The organism is Pseudomonas sp. AK106 (assembly GCF_053903055.1).
The window spans coordinates 2,566,275-2,584,675 of record NZ_CP096426.1 but is presented as its reverse complement, the minus strand read 5'-3'; the positions used below and the strand labels follow the sequence as shown (position 1 = coordinate 2,584,675).

The following is an 18,401-nucleotide window of genomic DNA, read 5'->3' as shown; positions in this document are numbered from 1 at the left end:
GTCGGCTGACGCTAGCGTAATCGATGAAGGCGTACAAATTTTTTGGGCTCGAACACATCAGGCGGTGTCGACCCCAGGACCGGATCGCGCCCCGACTGTAGGACCGGCTTCAGCCGGTAACATGTCAGGTGTCACACCGCAGAATTGAGAGTGGGTACACCGGCCTCTTCCCGGCTGAAGCCGGTCCCACAATGGCATCGCGTTCTAACCGTAGGACCGGCTTCAGCCGGGAAAGCGTCAGGCGTCACACTGCAGAATTGAGGGTGAGTACACCGGCCTCTTCCCGGCTGAAGCCGGTCCCACAATGGCATCGCCTTCTAACCGTAGGACCGGCTTTAGCCGGGAAAACGTCAGGCGCCACACTGCAGAATTGAGGGTGAGTACACCGGCCTCTTCCCGGCTGAAGCCGGTCCTACAGTGGCATCGCGTTCTAACCGTAGGACCGGCTTTAGCCGGGAAACCATCAGGCGTCACACTGCAAAATGAGGGTGATCACACTGGCCTCTTCCCGGCTGAAGCCGGTCCTACAACGGATCGCGTCCTACGAGGGGATCCCATGCATTCCCGTCAGCTCGGGCAGCCCACTGCGCCGCCGTTGAGGTTCTGCTTGTAGTTTTCGTACTGCAGCGTGGCTTTGCCGTCGTTCCACTTGAGCGTCAGGACCAGCACGGAATCGAAGTCCTCGGCCACCCAGTCGTCGACCAGTTTGAGTTTCTCGCCCGATGCCTCCTCGGCGACTTTGTTGATCAGCTCCGGCAGGTAACCGTGGGACCAAGCCGTGTAGATAGTGGCGTCGTGGTATTTGTCGCGCATCAACTCATCGGCCAGATCACCGGTGTCGTTGGCAGCGAAGTCGATGTTCACCGGCAGGCCCAGCTTGATCGCGCTGGGGCCAACGGTCATGAGCGGGCGAAGGTAACTGTAGGAATGATCATGTTCGCCTTCTTCTACATGACGGCTGGGGTTCGCCGCGAAGATGAAGTCGGCCTTGCCGAAGGTGTTCGGCAGCACTGTGGACAGGTCGATAGCGCGATTAAGACCCTGACAATTGAGCTGACCCAGGCCGGTTTCGGGCTTCTCGGCGTGGCGTAGAAACACCAGCGTCTGAGTGCCGTTCTTGGACTCGGCGTGCACGCCTTTACCGGCGGCGAACCAGAAAATGGCGGACGCGATCAGCAGGGTCGGCAACAGAAAATAGGTCATGCGCTGCATTGCGCGGGACAACAGAGGAGGCGTTGAAAGGCTCATATCGGCATGGAATTCTGATGGTTCGTGATGGGCGTGACGCCCGATGCAACGTCCTTGTCAGCGTGTGGCTCGGCGCAGTATGGCGAGCGAATGTTTCCGTATAACGAATGCCCATCAGATGAGTAAATGCTCAAGAGGTTGCACGCAACCACCTGATTTCCCGAATTAATCGCCGAACGGTCAAATGGCGTTGTTTTGAGTCAACGGTGTGTAGCCGCTGCGGACCACCGCGCTGAGCAGTACAGCGACCTCCGCGGAGGTGCCAATTACCTTTGTTCGCCCAGCAACAGTCAATCAACAGACTGTTGTTTCAGAAACCCCGCTGCCTCTGTTCTACCCCGCAAATACGGCAAAAAGGCGGCCTCTGGCCAATGGCACAAAGCCTGCAATATTCCAATCAAGCAGACCGATTCGCTCCGACTGCTGATTTCGTCATAAGCAGCCGTGCGCAGCTTCCGCCCCTTGATTGGACACTTACCCATGACCCCATTTTCCCGTCTGCCGACTTTTTTCAAACTGCTCGCCGTTGCTCTTGCCCTGACGCTACTGCCGCAGGCCCAGGCTGCCGAGGCGCCACCTGCCGAGGTGCATCTCGATTACGCCTACTACTCGCCGGTCAGTCTGGTGCTCAAGCATTTTGGCTGGCTGGAAAAGGCGCTGCCACAGAGCAACGTCAGCTGGGTGTTCAGCCAGGGCAGCAACCGCTCGCTGGAATACCTCAACAGCGGTGGCGTCGACTTCGCTTCCTCCGCCAGTCTTTCAGCGGTACTGGCGCGGGCCAATGGCAGCCCGATCAAATCGGTTTATGTCTACAGCCGCGCCGAATGGACCGCCCTGGTGGTGCGCAAGGACTCGACGCTGCAGAGCGTTGCCGACCTGAAAGGCAAGAAAATTGCCGCCACCAAAGGCACCGACCCTTACCTGTTCACCCTGCGCGCCTTGCAGCAGGCGAAGCTGACCAAGGACGACGTCGAACTCTTGCATCTGCAGCACCCGGATGGCCGCATTGCGCTGGAGAAAGGCGACGTCGATGCCTGGGCGGGGCTCGATCCGCACATGGCGGCAAGCGAAATTCAGGCCGGCTCGCGCTTGCTGTACCGCAACAAGGACTTCAACAGCTTTGGCGTCGTCAGCGTGACCGAGCGCTATGCGAAGGAGCACCCGGAAGCGATCAAAACCGTCCTTGGCGCGTACGAAAAAGCCCGGGAGTGGTCGCTGAAACATCCGGACGAGCTGGCGCAATTGCTCGCCACCGAGTCAGGCCTGCCGCTGGATGTCGCCAAACTGCAATTGACCCGCACTGACCTCGGCAGCCCCCTGCTGACCGACAAGGACGTCACCGCGTCGAAGGCCGCCGCGCCGATTCTGGTGTCCGAAGCGCTGGTGCGCAAAGGCACGAACGTCGACCAGATCATCGACCAATTGATCGACCCTAGTTTCGGCAACGCGATCGACGTCCAGCCATGAGCAACACGCGGGGCAGCCAAGCCAGTGGCAGCAGTATCGGAAACAGCGTCAGCCCCAGGGCTCAGGCGTTGAAGGACGAGGCATCTGACGCGCCACCGGTTGTGCGGCAAGCCCATGGGAATTGGCGGACCCGCTTGAAGGGCCTTGCCGTGCCGGTGGCTATTTTGCTCTTGCTGGAAGTCGCCGTACGGGTGGGCTGGGTGCAGTCCTACCAGATGCCGGCCCCCAGCGAGATTGCAACGACCCTGACTGATCTGGCCGACGGCGCGCTGTGGAAACACATCGGCGCCAGCCTGACGCGGGTGCTGTCGGGGTTCGCGATCGGCGCGGGGCTGGGGCTGGTGTTTGCGGCGTGGGTCGGACTCAGCCGCGAGGCGGAAGCGTATCTGGAGCCGACGTTCGCCGGCCTGCGCTCCATCCCGAGCCTGGCTTGGGTGCCACTGTTGCTGTTGTGGCTGGGGATTGGTGAGACCTCCAAGATTGTGTTGATTGCCATTGGGGCGTTTTTCCCGGTGTACCTGAACGGCGTTGCGGCCATTCGCAATATTGATCGCAAGCTGGTGGAGGTGGGGAGGATGTATCGCTTCAGTCGGCGGCAGATGATCGTGCATGTGTTTTTGCCCGCCGCGCTGCCCGGTTTGTTCACCGGTTTGCGTTCGGGGTTGAGTCTGGCGTGGATGTTTCTGGTGGCGGCGGAATTGATCGCCGCGACGAAAGGGTTGGGTTATTTACTGAGTGACGGGCGCGAGACGTCACGGCCCGATATTGTGCTGGCGGCGATCATTGTGTTGGCGGTGTTGGGCAAGCTGACCGATGGGGTGCTGGCGATGCTGGAGCGGCGGTTCCTCGCCTGGCGGGATGCTTTTACAGGTTGAGATCAAGATCAAAATCTAAAGCGTCGGCCTAACGGCCTCGGTTTCGCCTTCGGCGAGTTACTTGGAAAAGCACCCCAAGTAACCAAGGGTGCTTGCTCTCGGTTGGGCCCTTCGTTCCTCAGGGTTCCTTCACTCCGGTCTCGCTCCGTGGGCCCGCTGCCATCCGCCATCCATGGCGGGGGGCAGCTCTCGCCGCATCCATGCGGCTAGGCCCACTCCACGAGACCTCCGTTCAGCCTGCACCAAAGTCGCGTTATGCGGTGCCTGAACTATCTCGGTTGAAGATCAAGATCAACAGCTTCCCGGCTGAAGCCGGTCCTACGTTTGGACCGCATACTCTCGCGCAATGAACGTGCCCACGCTCCGCGCGGGTATGCATCCCAGGACGCTCTGCGTCCATTCCCGGCTAAAGCCGGTCCCACTAAAGGCACCGCATACAACCTGTGGAATCGCCTCCAACGGTAGGACCGGCTTCAGCCGGGAAGCCCTTGATCTGCTTTTGATGTGCTTTTGATCTTCGTACACAAAATGCCCAGACACCGCGAATCGCGACTTGGGTGCAGGCTGAACGGAGGTCTCGTGGAGTGGGCCGAGCCGCATGGATGCGGCGAGAGCGCCGTCAGGACATGGATGTCCGTTCGGCGCGGGCCCACGGAGCGAGACCGGAGTGAAGGAACCCTGAGGAACGAAGGGCCAAACCGAGAGCAGGCACCCTTGGTTACTTGGGGTGCTTTTCCAAGTAACTCGCCGAAGGCGAAAAGTCTGCCCCCAGGCAGACGCTCTTGATCTAAAAAACACCAAAGACGAAATATCTGCCGTTAGGCAGATGCCTTTAACAGCGTATTGACGCCAACCCCGAATCTGGTGTCTCCTGAAACCGGTTTCAGAGCCAAAGAGCTCTCCCCATAAGCCTGCTGATAAATCCAATAAGGTCCAGGCCGTGAACAGCATCTCCACCCCGACGCGCACCCGCGTCACCATGAACGACGTCGCCGACCTCGCCGGCGTCTCCAAGGCCAGCGTCTCGCGCTTCATCGGCGATGACCGCCAACTGCTGTCCGACGCCATCGCCAAACGCATCGAACAGGCCATCGACACCCTCGGCTATCGCCCCAACCAAATGGCCCGCGGCCTCAAACGCGGCCGCACCCGCCTGATCGGCATGCTCGTCGCCGACATCCGCAACCCCTACTCCATCGCCGTCATGCACGGCGTCGAAACCGCCTGCCGCAAGCACGGCTACAGCCTCGTCGTCTGCAACACCGACCGCGACGACGAACAGGAACGCCTGCACCTCGCGGCACTGCGCTCCTACAACATCGAAGGCCTGATCGTGAACACCCTCGGCCATCACCTCGACGAACTGCGCGAACTGCACCGCGAACTGCCGATGGTGCTGGTGGACCGCAAAGTCGATGAACTGCGCAGCGATCTCGTCGGCCTCGACAACGTCGCGGCAGTCCGGCAAGCGCTGGATCATCTGCATGAAGCCGGATACCGCGACGTACTCATGGTCACCGAACCCCAGGACGGCACCAGTTCGCGGATCGAGCGGGTCGACGCCTTCAAACACCAAATCACTCAGCGCGCCGGCATGCGTGGCCAGGTCTGCGAAACCGGCGAACCACTGCGCGACCGGTTGCGCGACTTCCTCGCGCAGCAAGGCCCCGGCCCCAAGGCCCTGTTCACTGCCAACGGCGTCGCTACCCTGATCACCACCCGTCAACTGCATGAGCTGGGCTGCCACCTGTTCAACGACATCGGCCTGATCGCCCTCGACGAGCTGGACTGGTACCCACTCGTCGGCAGCGGCATCACCTCCCTGGCGCAGCCCACCCACGAAATGGGCATTACCGCCTTCGAGTGCCTGCTGAACCGACTGCGTGGCGACCAGGAGCCGGTGCGGCTGTACGACTTCCCTGCACAGTTGATCGCCCGCGGCTCGACCCGACGACAGACCTGACCGACCCAAACAGATACCGCAGGTCAACCCCTGCACGCCGACGCGAACTTTTACTCGGTTCGCTCGTTCGAACAAAAATGTAACCGGTTTCAGAGGACAATAATAATGACCCTACCATCCGTTGCCATCAGCCTCGGCGCCTTCGGTGCCGATCATGTACGCGGCCAAGGCCAGGCCAGTTTCATCCCGTTGCTGGTCAACGCTGGCGTCACGCGCATCGAGCTGCGGGAAGAGCTGTTCAGCCCCAGCGTCGACGACCAAGACCTCCCTGCCCTCGCCCGCGCCATCCAGACTCAAGGCCTGGAATGCCTGTACTCCGCTCCCCTTGAGTTGTGGCTCGAAGGCGACAGTCAGCCGAACCAAGAACTCATCCCGACCCTCGAACGCGCCACGGCGTGCGGTGCGTTCTGGCTCAAAGTATCGCTGGGGCATTTTGGCGAGCACTGCGACGTCGCTGCGCTGGCCGATCGTCTTGCACCCTATGACGTTCACTTGCTGGTGGAAAACGATCAGACCGAGCAAGGCGGCCGCATCGAGCCCTTCGTTCGGTTCTTCGCGCAGATCACCGCGCTGCAAATGCCCATCGGCATGACCTTCGACATCGGCAACTGGCGCTGGCAGGAACAGTCCGCCCGCGACGCCGCACAGCAGCTGGGGCGTTACGTCGAGTACCTGCACTGCAAGGCAATCACCCGGAACGGGGCAGACAAGCTCATCGCCGTACCGCCAGCGCCGGCCGATCTGCAAGCGTGGGAACAGCTCATCCAGTACATGCCGGTAAACCTGCCCCGCGCCGTCGAATACCCGCTGCAAGGCGATGACCTGCTGCAAGTGACCCGCGAACAGGTTGCCCTGCTCGGGCGCCTTGGCCTATCGCAGCCCACTCACTCCAACCCGAAGGAAACGGAGGCGCTGAGCCATGTCTGAGATCGATATTCTCTCGTTCGGTGAGACCATGACCATGCTGGTGGCCGAGCAAACCGGTGACTTGGCGCAGGTTCGCCACTTCGAGAAACGCATCGCCGGCGCCGACAGCAATGTGGCGATCGGGCTGTCCCGACTGGGCTTCAAAGTGGCGTGGCTAAGCCGGGTCGGCAACGATTCCATGGGCCGCTTCGTCACCGACAGCCTGCAACAGGAAGGCGTCGATTGCGGCCACGTTACCGTGGACGCCGCGCACTCCACCGGCTTTCAGTTCAAATCCCTGGAGCTGGAAGGCGCCGACCCTGTGGTCGAGTACTTCCGTCGCGGCTCGGCGGCCAGCCATTTGTCGGTCAACGACATCGTCCCCGAGCTGCTCAAGGCCCGGCATCTGCACGCCACGGGCATCCCGGCGGCGCTGTCCGACACCTGTCGGGAGCTTTCCCACGTGCTGATGACGCAAATGCGCGAGGCCGGCCGCAGCGTGTCGTTCGACCCCAATCTGCGGCCTTCGCTGTGGTCGAGCCAGGCGACGATGATCCGCGAAGTCAACCACCTTGCCAGCCACGCCCACTGGGTCATGCCGGGGCTGGCCGAGGGTGAATTGCTCACCGGTTTCGACACACCGGCGGACATCGCCCGTTTCTACCTGGACATGGGCGTCGAGGCGGTGATCATCAAACTCGGCGCCAAGGGTGCGTATTACCGAACCCAACTCAATGAGGCGTTCCTGCCCGGCGTGCCGGTGCCAAAGGTGGTCGACACCGTGGGCGCAGGCGACGGTTTTGCCGTCGGCGTGATCAGCGCGCTGCTGGAAAACCTCGGCTTCGAACAGGCCACTGCCCGGGGCAACTGGGTCGGCAGCCAGGCCGTGCAAAGCCGTGGCGACATGGAAGGCCTGCCTACCCGCGCCGCCCTCGATGCCGCCAACGTCTCGGCAGGCGCGCGACGACAGAGCGCCTGAACCTCGCGTTTACACACACCGAACCTCCATCACCTGCTGCGACAAAAACAACATGCTCAGGGAGCCTGAAATGGACAAGCTGCTCGAATCCGTGAAACACGCCGGCCTCAAACGTCGCTGGCTATTGATCATGCCCATCGTCTTCATCACCTACAGCCTGGCGTACCTGGACCGCGCCAACTATGGCTTCGCCGCTGCTTCGGGGATGGCCGAAGACCTGAATATCACCCCGGGCATGTCGTCCCTGTTGGGTGCGTTGTTTTTCCTCGGCTACTTCTTCTTCCAGGTGCCCGGCGCCATCTATGCCCAGAAAAAAAGCGTCAAGAAACTCATCTTCGTCAGCCTGATTCTGTGGGGCGGCCTGGCCACCCTGACCGGCATCGTCTCCAACGCTTACATGCTGATCGGCATCCGCTTCATGCTCGGTGTGGTCGAAGCGGCCGTCATGCCGGCGATGCTGGTGTACCTCTGCTACTGGTTCACGAAGGCCGAACGCTCGCGGGCCAATACCGTGCTGATTCTCGGCAACCCGGTGACGATGCTGTGGATGTCGGTGGTGTCCGGCTATCTGGTGGCGCACTTCAGCTGGCGCTGGATGTTCATCGTTGAAGGCCTGCCGGCGGTGATCTGGGCGTTTATCTGGTGGCGTCTGGTGGACGAGCGTCCGGCCCAGGCCAAGTGGCTGACCGCTGAAGAAAAGACCGAACTGCAAGCGCGCCTCGACGCCGAACAGGTCGGCATCAAGCCAGTAAAAAACTACGCCGAAGCCTTCCGCTCGCCACGCGTGCTGCTGCTGGCCGCGCAGTATTTCTGCTGGAGCATCGGCGTTTATGGCTTCGTGCTGTGGCTGCCGACGATCATCAAGAAAGGCATGCAGATGGACATGGTTGAAGCCGGCTGGCTTTCTGCCTTGCCGTATCTGGCGGCGGTGATCGGCATGGTGCTGGTGTCGTGGGCGTCCGATAAAACCCAGAAGCGCAAAGCGTTTGTCTGGCCGCCGCTGCTGCTGGCCGCCGTTGCGTTCTACGGCTCGTATGCGCTGGGCACCGAGCATTTCTGGTGGTCGTACTCGCTGCTGGTCATTGCCGGTGCCTGCATGTACGCGCCCTACGGTCCGTTCTTCGCCATCGTCCCGGAAATCCTCCCGGCCAACGTCGCGGGCGGCGCCATGGCCTTGATCAACAGCCTCGGCGCGCTGGGTTCCTTCGCCGGTTCCTACCTCGTCGGCTACCTCAACGGCGTCACCGGCACCTTGAGCGCGTCGTACCTGTTCATGAGCGGCGCGCTGCTGGTGTCGGTGGTGCTGACGCTGCTGCTCAAGCCGGACAGCAAGCCCCGCCCGCTGAGCGACAAGCCCGGCGTTGGTCCCGCGCCTGCCCATTCCTGATCCGGAGCCCTTCGATGACTCACCATGTTGTGCTGTACAAAAAACTCTCGGCGCCTTTGATGGAGCGCCTGCAAGCCCAGGCCGAGGTCACGCTGATCGACGATCCGAAATCCAGCGACGGCCTGGCCCGCCTGCGCGACGCCCTGCCCCGCGCCGATGCCCTGCTGGGCGCGAGCGTGAGGCTGGATGCCGAGCTGCTGGACCTGGCGCCGAAGCTCAAGGCGGTGTCCAGCGTCTCGGTGGGCGTCGACAATTACGATATCGAGTACCTGACCCGGCGCGGCATTCTGCTCACCAACACGCCGGATGTGCTGACCGAAACCACCGCCGACACCGGTTTCGCGCTGATCATGGCCACGGCCCGTCGGGTGGTGGAGCTGACGAATATGGTTCGCGATGGCCAGTGGAAGCAGAACATCGGGCCGAAGCATTTTGGTTCCGATGTGCATGGCAAGACGTTGGGGATCATCGGTATGGGCCGGATTGGCGAAGCGGTCGCGCAACGGGGTCATTTCGGTTTCGCGATGCCGGTGATCTATCACAGCCACTCACCGAAGCCGGCGGTGGAAGCGCGCTTTGAGGCCCGCTATCGCAGCCTGGAGGACCTGTTGCGCGAAGCTGATTTTGTCTGCCTGACCGTGCCGCTGACCGCTGAAACCGAGGGACTGATTGGCACGGAACAATTTGCGCAGATGCGCCCGGAGACGATCTTCATCAACATCGCCCGGGGCAAAGTGGTGGAGGAGCCGGCGCTGATTGCCGCGCTGCACAACGGCCAGATCCGCGCGGCAGGTCTGGACGTCTTTGAACAGGAGCCCGTGAGCCCGGACTCGCCGCTACTGAGGATGGACAACGTGGTGGCAACCCCCCACATGGGCTCGGCGACCCACGAAACCCGCGAGGCCATGGCCCGCTGTGCCGTGGACAACCTGCTGGCGGCCCTGGCAGGCGAGCGACCGAAGGATCTGGTCAATCCTGCTGCGTGGCATGGCTGACATCTACCCGGTGGGATCAGGTAATGCTCGCGAACTCAGCCCGTCGAGCAAGCTCGCTCCCACTCGATTCCGCCAGTCCTTGAGACCTGTGACCCTCACCAAATCAGCCGCTTAGACCACAAACTTCGCCACCATTGCTTTCAGGTCCACCGCCAGTCGTGACAGTTCATGGCTGGCCGCGCTGGTCTGGTTCGCGCCGGCCGCCGTCTGCGCGGCGAGGTCGCGGATGTTGACCAGATTGCGGTCGACTTCCCTGGACACCTGCGCCTGCTCTTCCGATGCGCTGGCGATCACCAGGTTGCGTTCGTTGATCTGGGCAATGGCTTCGGTGATCAGTTCCAGTGCATCACCCGCCGAACTGGCCAGGCTGAGCGTGGTGTGGGTGCTCTCGGTGTTGCGCGACATGGATTGCACAGCGTCGCCGGTGCGGGTCTGAATGCCGGCGACCATCTGTTCGATTTCCGTGGTCGATTGCGCGGTGCGGTGGGCCAGCGCGCGGACTTCGTCGGCGACCACGGCAAACCCGCGACCCGCCTCCCCTGCACGCGCGGCCTCGATGGCCGCGTTGAGGGCCAGCAGGTTGGTCTGCTCGGCAATCGAGCGAATCACGTCCAGCACCTTGCCGATGTCACGCCCCTGGGCAGCCAGGCCTTCGACCAGCCCGGAAGTGGCCTGGATCTGCTGGGCCATGTCCTGAATTGACCTAACCGTCTCGATGACCCGTTCACGGCCCTGACGCGCAGTCTGGTTGGACTGCTGTGACGCTTCGGACGTCGACACCGCGTTGCGCGCGACCTCCTCGACGGCGGCCGTCATCTCGTTGACCGCCGTTGCCGCCTGCTCGATCTCGTTGTTCTGCTGTTGCAAACCGCGCGAGGACTCTTCTGTCACCGCGCTCAGTTCCTCGGCCGCCGAGGCCAGTTGCGTGGACGAGCCGGAAATCAGCTCGATGGTCTGGCGCAGATTGCGCTGCATCGTTGCCAGGGCGCGCAACAGCAGGGTCGCTTCGTCCTTGCCGTCGACTTCGATGGACCGGGTCAGATCGCCCGATGAAATTTCTTCTGCGGCACGAACCGCTCGGCTCATCGGGTTGACGATACTTCGGGTGAGCACCCACGCCAACAGGATGGTGAGCAGGACGGCGACCGCTGACACCGCAATCATGCTCAGGTTGGCGCTTTCATATTCCTGTCTGGAAATCTCTCCCGCTTCCGTGGCGCTCTTCGTGTTCATGGCGATCAACTGGTTGATCTGCGCACCCATGAGATCAGTGGCTTCCTTCATGCGGGTGTTGATCAACGCGCGCATGTCATCAACCTTGTCTTGATGGGACAAATCCAGCACGTTGGCCTGAATGCCAAGGAACGTCGCCAGCGTCGCTTCAAACTGGTTGTAAAGCGCCAGCTCATCCGCCTCGGCCGGCAGTGCGGCGTAGGCTTTTTTGGCAGCCTGCAACTTACCGATCAGTTCAGCGATCCGTGCATCGGTTTCACGCAGCGACGCCGGTTCCCGGTTGACCAGCGTGCGAAACGAGGTGATGCGCAAGCGCAGGCTGTTCTCCAGCATCCCGGTTAAATGGCCGATACTCGGCAGTTGGTTGGACTCCATGTCAATGGTGGCCTGGCGAATCTGCGCCATCCGGTGGACCGAGAAAACGCTCAAGCCAATGACCAGCGCGGCAATGAAAGCGAATCCCAGGAATGCGCGAGGCGCAATGTTCATGTTTCTTATCGACATGGATGATCTCTCTGGAAGGCTGATACTGCATGGCGTCTTTTATTGTCACTCGTCCTGTTATCGGCAGCCCCTTAACTTTCATGCGAAGGCTTTAAACGTTTAGAGAGATATATTTATGGTAGCCAACTTTGTACGAGAGTTTTTAGATAGCTATAACGATTCAGCCTTTGTTTAAACATGCGCCTGGCTATAAACGTCACATGACAAAGATCAACTAAAGATGAAATTCCCCATCGGCCGGGATTTATTTACCGACACGGTCTAAACGCGGTGCTACCTTTACCTGACCCTTGGTCTGGGTGCCGGGCTTGGCCAAGCGACGTGTCGATCGCTACCGAAGCCTGGACAGACCTGCCGTTTTCCTACCCTGCGGAGCTTGTGAAGTGCTCGATAGAACGAGGTGGGTCCATGAACAAAGTCACGTTCCCGAACGCCTGCCAGCTGATGCGCTGGCATTTTCATCCGGTGGGCTTCGAAGCCAACATGGATGCACCCGGCAGTATGGTGGCCCGCCTGTTCGACCGGGCCAGCGGCGAGACGGTGATCGCCATCGCCGCGATCCCCTGCGCCACCGTGATGAATGCGACGGATGTCGAGCGCATCATCGAGGCCATCGAACTGGAGATCGAAACCTTCATTCCGAGACGCTCGCTGTACCTCAATCGGGCCTGAAGGCCTGGGCGTCATGCTCTATTCGACTGAAGTGCCGAGTGACGTGCTCAACGAAGTGCTGAGTGAAGCAGCGCCTCGGCGATCATCGAAAAACGGCTTGTCCCCTGCAACCCGCGCCGACGCGCGCGGGATGTTTGCATCGTCGTTACCTGCGGCGTCGATAAACCAGTAGCAGTGACGAACCGCGCGGGTGATGGCGACATAGGCCAGACGCAACACTTCATCTTTCTGCGCGTTGTCGAACGCTTCCAGATCCCCTTCCCGGCCCAGACCCGCCAGCTGATAGACCTGATTCTTGTACGGCGACTGCGTCAGATGCTGACAATCGCCGAGCAGAAACACGGCGTCGGCCTGCAGGCCCTTGGCGCTGTGGTAGGTCAGTTGCTTCAGGCGACGTTCCTGGGGTGGCAACCGGTAATCGGCATCGGCGAGGGCCTGCAAGGCTTCCGGCAAGCGGCTGCGTTCACTGCCTTTGCGGTACAGCAGCAGCACCGAGTCGCCGGCATTGTAATGTTCCGTCAGGCTGGCGAGCAGCCGGTCATCGTCGCGGTCCAGTACGGTCACCGGCAGCAGCGCCTGCTCGGCGCCGCTGGCGCGGGCCTTCTTGCCGCTGATGGCCGGCGCGGCGCGTACGATGTGTTCGGCGGCGTCGATAATGTGCTGGTGGCTGCGGAAGTTGTCGCTGAGCATGACCTTGGTGGTCGCGGGGGAGGAAAACTCCTTGGCAAACTCCATAAAAAATTTCGGCGAACTGCCGCGCCAGCCGTAGATCGATTGCCAGTCATCGCCCACGCACAGCAGCGATGAACGCTGGGCGCCACGCCCGACATGCAGCGCCGGACCACGACTGCGGATCTCGCGCAGGCTGGCGCGGATCCACGAGACGATCTGCGGCGAGACGTCCTGGAACTCATCGATCATCAAATGCGACAGCGGTCGCAGCCCCGCGTCACTGACCAGCTTGAGGTTTTCGGGCGAGTTTTCACCGAACAGCGAGAACATCCGGTTGTAGGTCATTACCGGCGGCGATTGATCCAGCAGGTGATTCTCGAAGGCCTTCCAGAACAGGCTGAGTGCTTCGAAGAAAAACCGGTCGGGGTCCTGATCCGAGAAGCTCATCTGCGCCACGGCGTCCGGGACGTCCAGCCCGAGGTTCTCGATGAAGCTGGCAGCGGCGACAAAACAGTCCAGCAGCGGCGCCGCGCTCAGCTCGCCTTTGACCTTGTAATCGAAGCCCGGCCCCGCCACGGCCGCGCCGGACAACGACTGCATCATGCCCCGCGAGGCCTGGTAGTTTTCCAGCCAGATGACCGGCTTGCGGCAAAACGCCTGAAACAGCGTGCGCTTGATCACCCACTCGGCCCACACCGGCAGCTTGGCGTCCGGGCGGCGCAAGTGCTGGTCTTCGCTGGGGTCGAAACCGAGGACGATCCAGGCATCCAGCTCGGCGGCATACCCGTGGACGTGGAAGGTCAGGCCGCTGACTTCGACGGTCTGGCGCATCGGCTCGACGCCCTGGATCGGCCAGGCGCCAGCGCGAATCCACAGGTCTTCGATGACGTCGCACAGTTCCTCGTCGCGCTTGGACGACAGGCCCATCACGGTGATGCGCTTCTGCACGTCCGGGTGATCGCGGTCCAGCTCCTTGAGTTGCAGGGACTGCCGGTACAGGGGCGCCATGACGTCACGAAAGCGTGAATTGGCGGCGTACAGATCGCGGTAACACAGGTTCAACTGCTGGCGCTGGGCGTCATTAATGCGCAGGTCGAATGGGTTGCTGTCGGCGCTGTCGTCGAAGAGCTGGCCGGACTGGCTGCTGAGGTTCTCGAAGGCCTGCAACTGCTCGAAACCCGGCAGGCTGCGCACCAGCGGCAGGATGCGCGAATGGAACGTGCGCACCACCTCGCGGGCCTGACGCAGGCTCAGGTCATGGCCCCACAGCGCCATGATCTCGATGAGTTTGTGGATGAAATCCTTGCGCGACTCGCGGGTAAAGGTGACCACGGTCATGGCGTCCAGCTCGAAGCCCAGGTAGTGATTGAGCAGCAGCACGCGCAACACCAGCGAGGTCGATTTGCCCGCCCCGGCACCGGCAATCACGTAGGTCGACGGCGTGTCGCTGAAAATCATCTTCCACTGGGCGGCGGTCGGTTGCGCGTGAGCGGGCAGCTTCTCGGCGACGTCAGCCTTGATGCGCTTTTTCAACTCGTTGGTCAGTGGCAGGCGCCAGTCGTCGAACAGGTGATCGTCAACCCGCGGACCGCGGTGCTCAAGGGGCCGGGTGTCGCGAATCACCAGCACCTGCCGGCCTTCTTCGATGCCATCCAGATGCCCCTCGGCGTAACCCTCGTTCATGCCCTCGGCATGGCCGTTGAGGTAGCCATCGGCGTGGCCCTGGTGCCACGACGGCACGTGCTGCGCCTGCATGCGCGACAGGCCGCCGCCCATCAGGCGGGCCATGAGCCGTTTGAAGAACGGCAGGCGTTCGGGGGTGTTGAGGTCAGGCGGCAGTGAGTTGGGCTCGTTGGGTAGCTCGGCGGAAAAATCGTGCGGCACGCGGGCTCCGGGTATCGGGTTATCGACAGGGCGCCTATGGTCGCCCCATTCGTCTTTCAGAACCAGTGAAATGCTTTGCCGTCAGGGAGTTAGCCGATAAAGGGCAACGGGTTTATAGCGTGTAGGAACGGCTAAATATCTAATTAACCGATTGCATTCATGCAGAACTTACGCTTTTTATCGATGATTAGCTGATAGATCATGGCCCCATCGACTGACAAGTCATCACCAGCGGCGCCCTGCCACAGGCCCGGCCCTGCTACGGAGGAAGTGATCATGCTGCAACTTCGACCTTTCAAATCCCTTGGCGGCGCCGACCACGGCTGGCTGAACGCCCATCACCATTTTTCGTTCGCCAGTTACTACGACGAGAGCCGCATGAACTGGGGCCAGCTGCGGGTGTGGAACGATGATGTGATCGAAGCCGGCACGGGCTTCCCGCGTCACCCGCACCGGGACATGGAGATCATCACGTATGTGCGTGAGGGCGCCATTACTCACGAGGACAGCCTGGGCAACCGTGGCCGTACCGAGGCGGGTGATGTGCAGGTGATGAGCGCCGGGACGGGTGTGGCGCACAGTGAATACAATCTGGAGTCGAAGGAGACGCGGATTTTCCAGATCTGGATCATGCCGGACGAGGTCGGTGCTCCGCCGTCCTGGGGCGCCAAGCCATTCCCGAAAGGCGACCGCGAAGGTTTTGTGACGCTGGCGAGCGGCAAGGCGGATGATGATATCGAGCTGCGGATTCGGGCCAATGCCCGGTTGGTGGCGGCGAATCTGAAGGCCGGGGAGTCGGCTGAGTATGTGCTGGATGCTGGCCGCCGGGCTTATCTGGTGCCTGCGACGGGTGTTATTGAGGTCAACGGCCTTCATGCCGAAGCGCGAGATGGTGTGGCGGTTGAGGATGAGCGTGTGTTGCGGGTGACGGCCCTCGAAGACAGCGAAATCGTCCTCGTGGATGTTGCCTGATCCTTAAAAGCGGTAAGTCAAGAGCGTCTGCCTGGGGGCAGACGTTTCGCCTTCGGCGAGTTACTTGGAAAAGCACCCCAAGTAACCAAGGGTGCTTGCTCCTGGTTGGGCCCCTCGTTCCTCGGGGTTCCTTCACTCCGGTCTCGCTCCGTGGGCCCGCGCCGAACGGACATCCATGTCCTGACGGCGCTCTCGCCGCATCCATGCGGCTCGGCCCACTCCACGAAACCTGCGTTCAGCCTGCACCCAAGTCGCGATTGGCGGTGTTTGGGATTTTTGTGTAAGAAGATCAAGAGCAGATCAAGGGCAGATGCAGGTCAAAAGCTTCCCGGCTGAAGCCGGTCCTACAGGACACCGCGTTTATTCAGTGGGACCGGCTTTAGCCGGGAATGGACGCGGAGCGTCCCGAGATGCATGCCCACGCGGAGCGTGGGCACGATCAACAAAGCAACGCGTGCAATCGATGGAATTGGCGCGGACTGTAGGACCGGCTTTAGCCGGGAAGCTTTTGATCTGTACTTGATCTTGATTTGATCTTCTTAGGCGATGGCTCAAACACCACAAATCGTGACTTGGGTGCAGGCCGAACGCAGACGACGTGGAGGGGGCCGAGCGGCATGGATGCCGCGAGAGCGCCGCTAGGAAATGGATGTCCGTTCGGCGCGGGCCCACGGAGCGTCGTCGGAGTGAGGGAACTCCGACGAAGGAGGAGCCCAACCGGGAGCACTAGCCCTTGGTTACTTGGGGCTTTATCAAGTAACTCGCCGAAGGCGAAACGTCTGCCCTTAGGCAGACGCTCTTGATCTTCGTACGCCACAGCGCAGGTTTAACCGGGGACAGATTAATTTACGGTGGAGCGCTGGAAATAAATCAGTCCCCTACACACTTTCAAGGCGCTATAGCGCCGTCAACGAGCACTTGCGCCTCAGCCACCAGACGCTTGAGGTGATCCTCGCCCTTGAAGCTCTCGGCATAGATCTTGTAAATATCCTCAGTCCCCGACGGCCGCGCAGCAAACCAGCCATTCTCGGTAATGACCTTCAGGCCACCGATCGCCTGATCATTGCCCGGCGCCTTACTCAGGATGCTTTCGATCTTCTCCCCCGCCAGCTCCGTCGATGTCACCTGCTCCGGCGACAGCTTGCTCAACAGCGCCTTCTGCTCGAAGTTCGCCTTCGCCTCAAAGCGGGTCGAGACCGGCTCGCCCAACTCATCGGTCAACGCCTTGTACATCTCGCTCGGATCGCGCCCTTTGCGCGCGCGGATTTCCGCGGCCAGCAATGCCGGAATCAAACCATCCTTGTCCGTCGTCCAGACCGTCCCGTCGCGGCGCAGGAACGACGCACCGGCGCTTTCTTCACCGCCAAAGCCCAGCGAACCCTCGTACAAACCTTCGGCGAAGAACTTGAAGCCCACCGGCACTTCATACAGGCGGCGGCCCAGACGCTGGGTCACGCGATCAATCATCCCGCTGCTGACCACGGTCTTGCCGACGGCCGCGTCTGCGCGCCAATCGGGACGGTTCTGGAACAGGTAATCGATGGACACCGCCAGGTAATTGTTCGGCGCCAGCAAGCCACCGGTCGGCGTCACGATGCCGTGGCGGTCATGGTCCGGGTCGCAGGCGAAGGCCACCTGGAAGCGATCTTTCAGGCCGATCAGGCTCTGCATGGCGAAATTGGACGACGGGTCCATGCGGATCTTGCCATCCCAGTCCACGCTCATGAAGCGGAAGGTCGGATCAACGAATTTGTTCACCACGTCCAGATTCAGGCCGTAATGCTCACCGATCGCCGACCAATAACGCACGCCCGCGCCACCCAGCGGATCAACGCCCAGGTGCAGGTTGGCGCCACGAATGGCGTCCATGTCGATGACGTTTTTCAGGTCCGCCACGTAGGTGTTGATGTAGTCGTGGCGATGGGTGGTGTCGGCGCGCAGGGCTTTTTCGTGGGTGATGCGCTGGACGTTGACGATGCGCTCGGCCAGCAATTCGTTGGCTTTGTTCTCGATCCACTTGGTGATGTGCGAGTCAGCCGGGCCGCCGTTGGTGGGGTTGTACTTGAAGCCGCCGCTTTCCGGCGGGTTGTGCGAAGGGGTGATGACGATGCCGTCGGCCAGACCGGTCGTGCGCCCGCGGTTGTAGCAGATGATGGCGTGGGAAATCGCCGGCGTCGGGGTGTATTCGTCGCCCTCGGAAATCATCACGTTGACGCCGTTGGCCGCCAGCACTTCCAACGCCGAAGCGGCCGCCGGGGTCGACAGGGCATGGGTGTCGGCGCCGAGGAACAGTGGGCCATCGATGCCGTTGGCCTGACGGTACAGGCAGATCGCCTGACTGATGGCCAGCACGTGCCACTCGTTGAAGCTCAATTCGAAAGAGCTGCCGCGGTGCCCGGAGGTACCGAAGGCAACACGCTGGGTCGCCACCGACCCATCGGGCTGGCCGGTGTAATAGGCCGTCACCAGACGAGGAAGATCGACCAGCAATTCTGCAGGCGCCAATTTGCCCGCGAATGGACTGATACTCATGCGAAACCTCCGTGGATGAAAAATAGGGAAATGACAAAAAGAAAAGGTCCCGACGAGCCGGGAAACAACCTTAACCGCCGCCTGAAACGCCATTAGCGCGGCAGTTTACTGG

General features: G+C 61.4%; 13 protein-coding genes and 1 pseudogene. 9 read left to right on the top strand and 5 right to left on the bottom strand.

Annotation, left to right across the window (positions count from 1 at the left end):
* Window positions 1–567: 567 nt before the first annotated feature.
* Window positions 568–1,212: a hypothetical protein gene (locus M1E04_RS11605; RefSeq protein WP_432213758.1), complete on the bottom strand. Its 645-nt coding sequence runs from the start codon at window positions 1,210–1,212 to the stop codon at window positions 568–570.
* A gap of 516 nt (window positions 1,213–1,728) precedes the next feature.
* Between M1E04_RS11605 and M1E04_RS11600 the strand changes: the two genes are divergently transcribed.
* From M1E04_RS11600 to M1E04_RS11570, 7 genes are all read left to right on the top strand, one after another.
* A complete protein-coding gene (locus M1E04_RS11600) occupies window positions 1,729–2,715 on the top strand; it encodes an aliphatic sulfonate ABC transporter substrate-binding protein (RefSeq protein WP_456293021.1) in 987 nt (328 codons plus the stop codon).
* Complete coding sequence (locus M1E04_RS11595) at window positions 2,712–3,590, top strand: ABC transporter permease (RefSeq protein WP_192136019.1); 879 nt, start codon at window positions 2,712–2,714, stop codon at window positions 3,588–3,590. The genes M1E04_RS11600 and M1E04_RS11595 overlap by 4 nt, the downstream gene beginning before the upstream one ends.
* Window positions 3,591–4,569: 979 nt before the next feature.
* The gene (locus M1E04_RS11590; RefSeq protein WP_369319070.1) at window positions 4,570–5,553 is read left to right on the top strand and encodes a LacI family DNA-binding transcriptional regulator; all 984 of its coding nucleotides are present in this window, start codon (window positions 4,570–4,572) and stop codon (window positions 5,551–5,553) included.
* A 105-nt stretch (window positions 5,554–5,658) separates the two neighbouring features.
* Window positions 5,659–6,480 (top strand): sugar phosphate isomerase/epimerase family protein, encoded by an 822-nt coding sequence (locus tag M1E04_RS11585; RefSeq protein ID WP_456293020.1) that lies wholly within the window; start codon window positions 5,659–5,661, stop codon window positions 6,478–6,480.
* The gene (locus M1E04_RS11580) at window positions 6,473–7,438 is read left to right on the top strand and encodes a sugar kinase (RefSeq protein ID WP_456293019.1); all 966 of its coding nucleotides are present in this window, start codon (window positions 6,473–6,475) and stop codon (window positions 7,436–7,438) included. Before M1E04_RS11585 ends, M1E04_RS11580 begins: the two co-directional genes overlap by 8 nt.
* 70 nt (window positions 7,439–7,508) lie before the next feature.
* On the top strand, window positions 7,509–8,825 hold the full coding sequence (locus M1E04_RS11575) for an MFS transporter (RefSeq protein WP_065990347.1): 1,317 nt from the start codon (window positions 7,509–7,511) through the stop codon (window positions 8,823–8,825).
* Between the two features lie 14 nt (window positions 8,826–8,839).
* Window positions 8,840–9,820, top strand: coding sequence for a 2-hydroxyacid dehydrogenase (locus M1E04_RS11570; RefSeq protein WP_456293018.1), 981 nt, complete (start codon window positions 8,840–8,842; stop codon window positions 9,818–9,820).
* Between the two features lie 111 nt (window positions 9,821–9,931).
* Here the strand turns inward: M1E04_RS11570 and M1E04_RS11565 are convergent, their stop codons facing one another.
* Window positions 9,932–10,975, bottom strand: coding sequence for a methyl-accepting chemotaxis protein (locus tag M1E04_RS11565; RefSeq protein ID WP_456293181.1), 1,044 nt, complete (start codon window positions 10,973–10,975; stop codon window positions 9,932–9,934).
* 93 nt (window positions 10,976–11,068) lie between these two features.
* A pseudogene (locus M1E04_RS11560) lies at window positions 11,069–11,542 on the bottom strand (MCP four helix bundle domain-containing protein); the annotation flags it as partial.
* A gap of 423 nt (window positions 11,543–11,965) precedes the next feature.
* Here M1E04_RS11560 and M1E04_RS11555 point away from each other — a divergent pair.
* Window positions 11,966–12,229 carry a DUF1652 domain-containing protein gene (locus M1E04_RS11555; protein WP_455914918.1) on the top strand — a complete coding sequence of 88 codons (264 nt, stop codon included), beginning with the start codon at window positions 11,966–11,968 and terminating at the stop codon, window positions 12,227–12,229.
* A gap of 18 nt (window positions 12,230–12,247) precedes the next feature.
* Here the strand turns inward: M1E04_RS11555 and M1E04_RS11550 are convergent, their stop codons facing one another.
* Window positions 12,248–14,689: a UvrD-helicase domain-containing protein gene (locus M1E04_RS11550; RefSeq protein WP_456293180.1), complete on the bottom strand. Its 2,442-nt coding sequence runs from the start codon at window positions 14,687–14,689 to the stop codon at window positions 12,248–12,250.
* A 372-nt stretch (window positions 14,690–15,061) separates the two neighbouring features.
* Between M1E04_RS11550 and M1E04_RS11545 the strand changes: the two genes are divergently transcribed.
* Window positions 15,062–15,757, top strand: a complete 696-nt coding sequence (locus tag M1E04_RS11545) for a pirin family protein (RefSeq protein WP_369319069.1) — start codon at window positions 15,062–15,064, stop codon at window positions 15,755–15,757.
* An 888-nt stretch (window positions 15,758–16,645) separates the two neighbouring features.
* Here the strand turns inward: M1E04_RS11545 and pgm are convergent.
* Window positions 16,646–18,289 carry a phosphoglucomutase (alpha-D-glucose-1,6-bisphosphate-dependent) gene (gene pgm, locus M1E04_RS11540; RefSeq protein WP_456293017.1) on the bottom strand — a complete coding sequence of 548 codons (1,644 nt, stop codon included), beginning with the start codon at window positions 18,287–18,289 and terminating at the stop codon, window positions 16,646–16,648.
* Window positions 18,290–18,401: the final 112 nt, after the last annotated feature.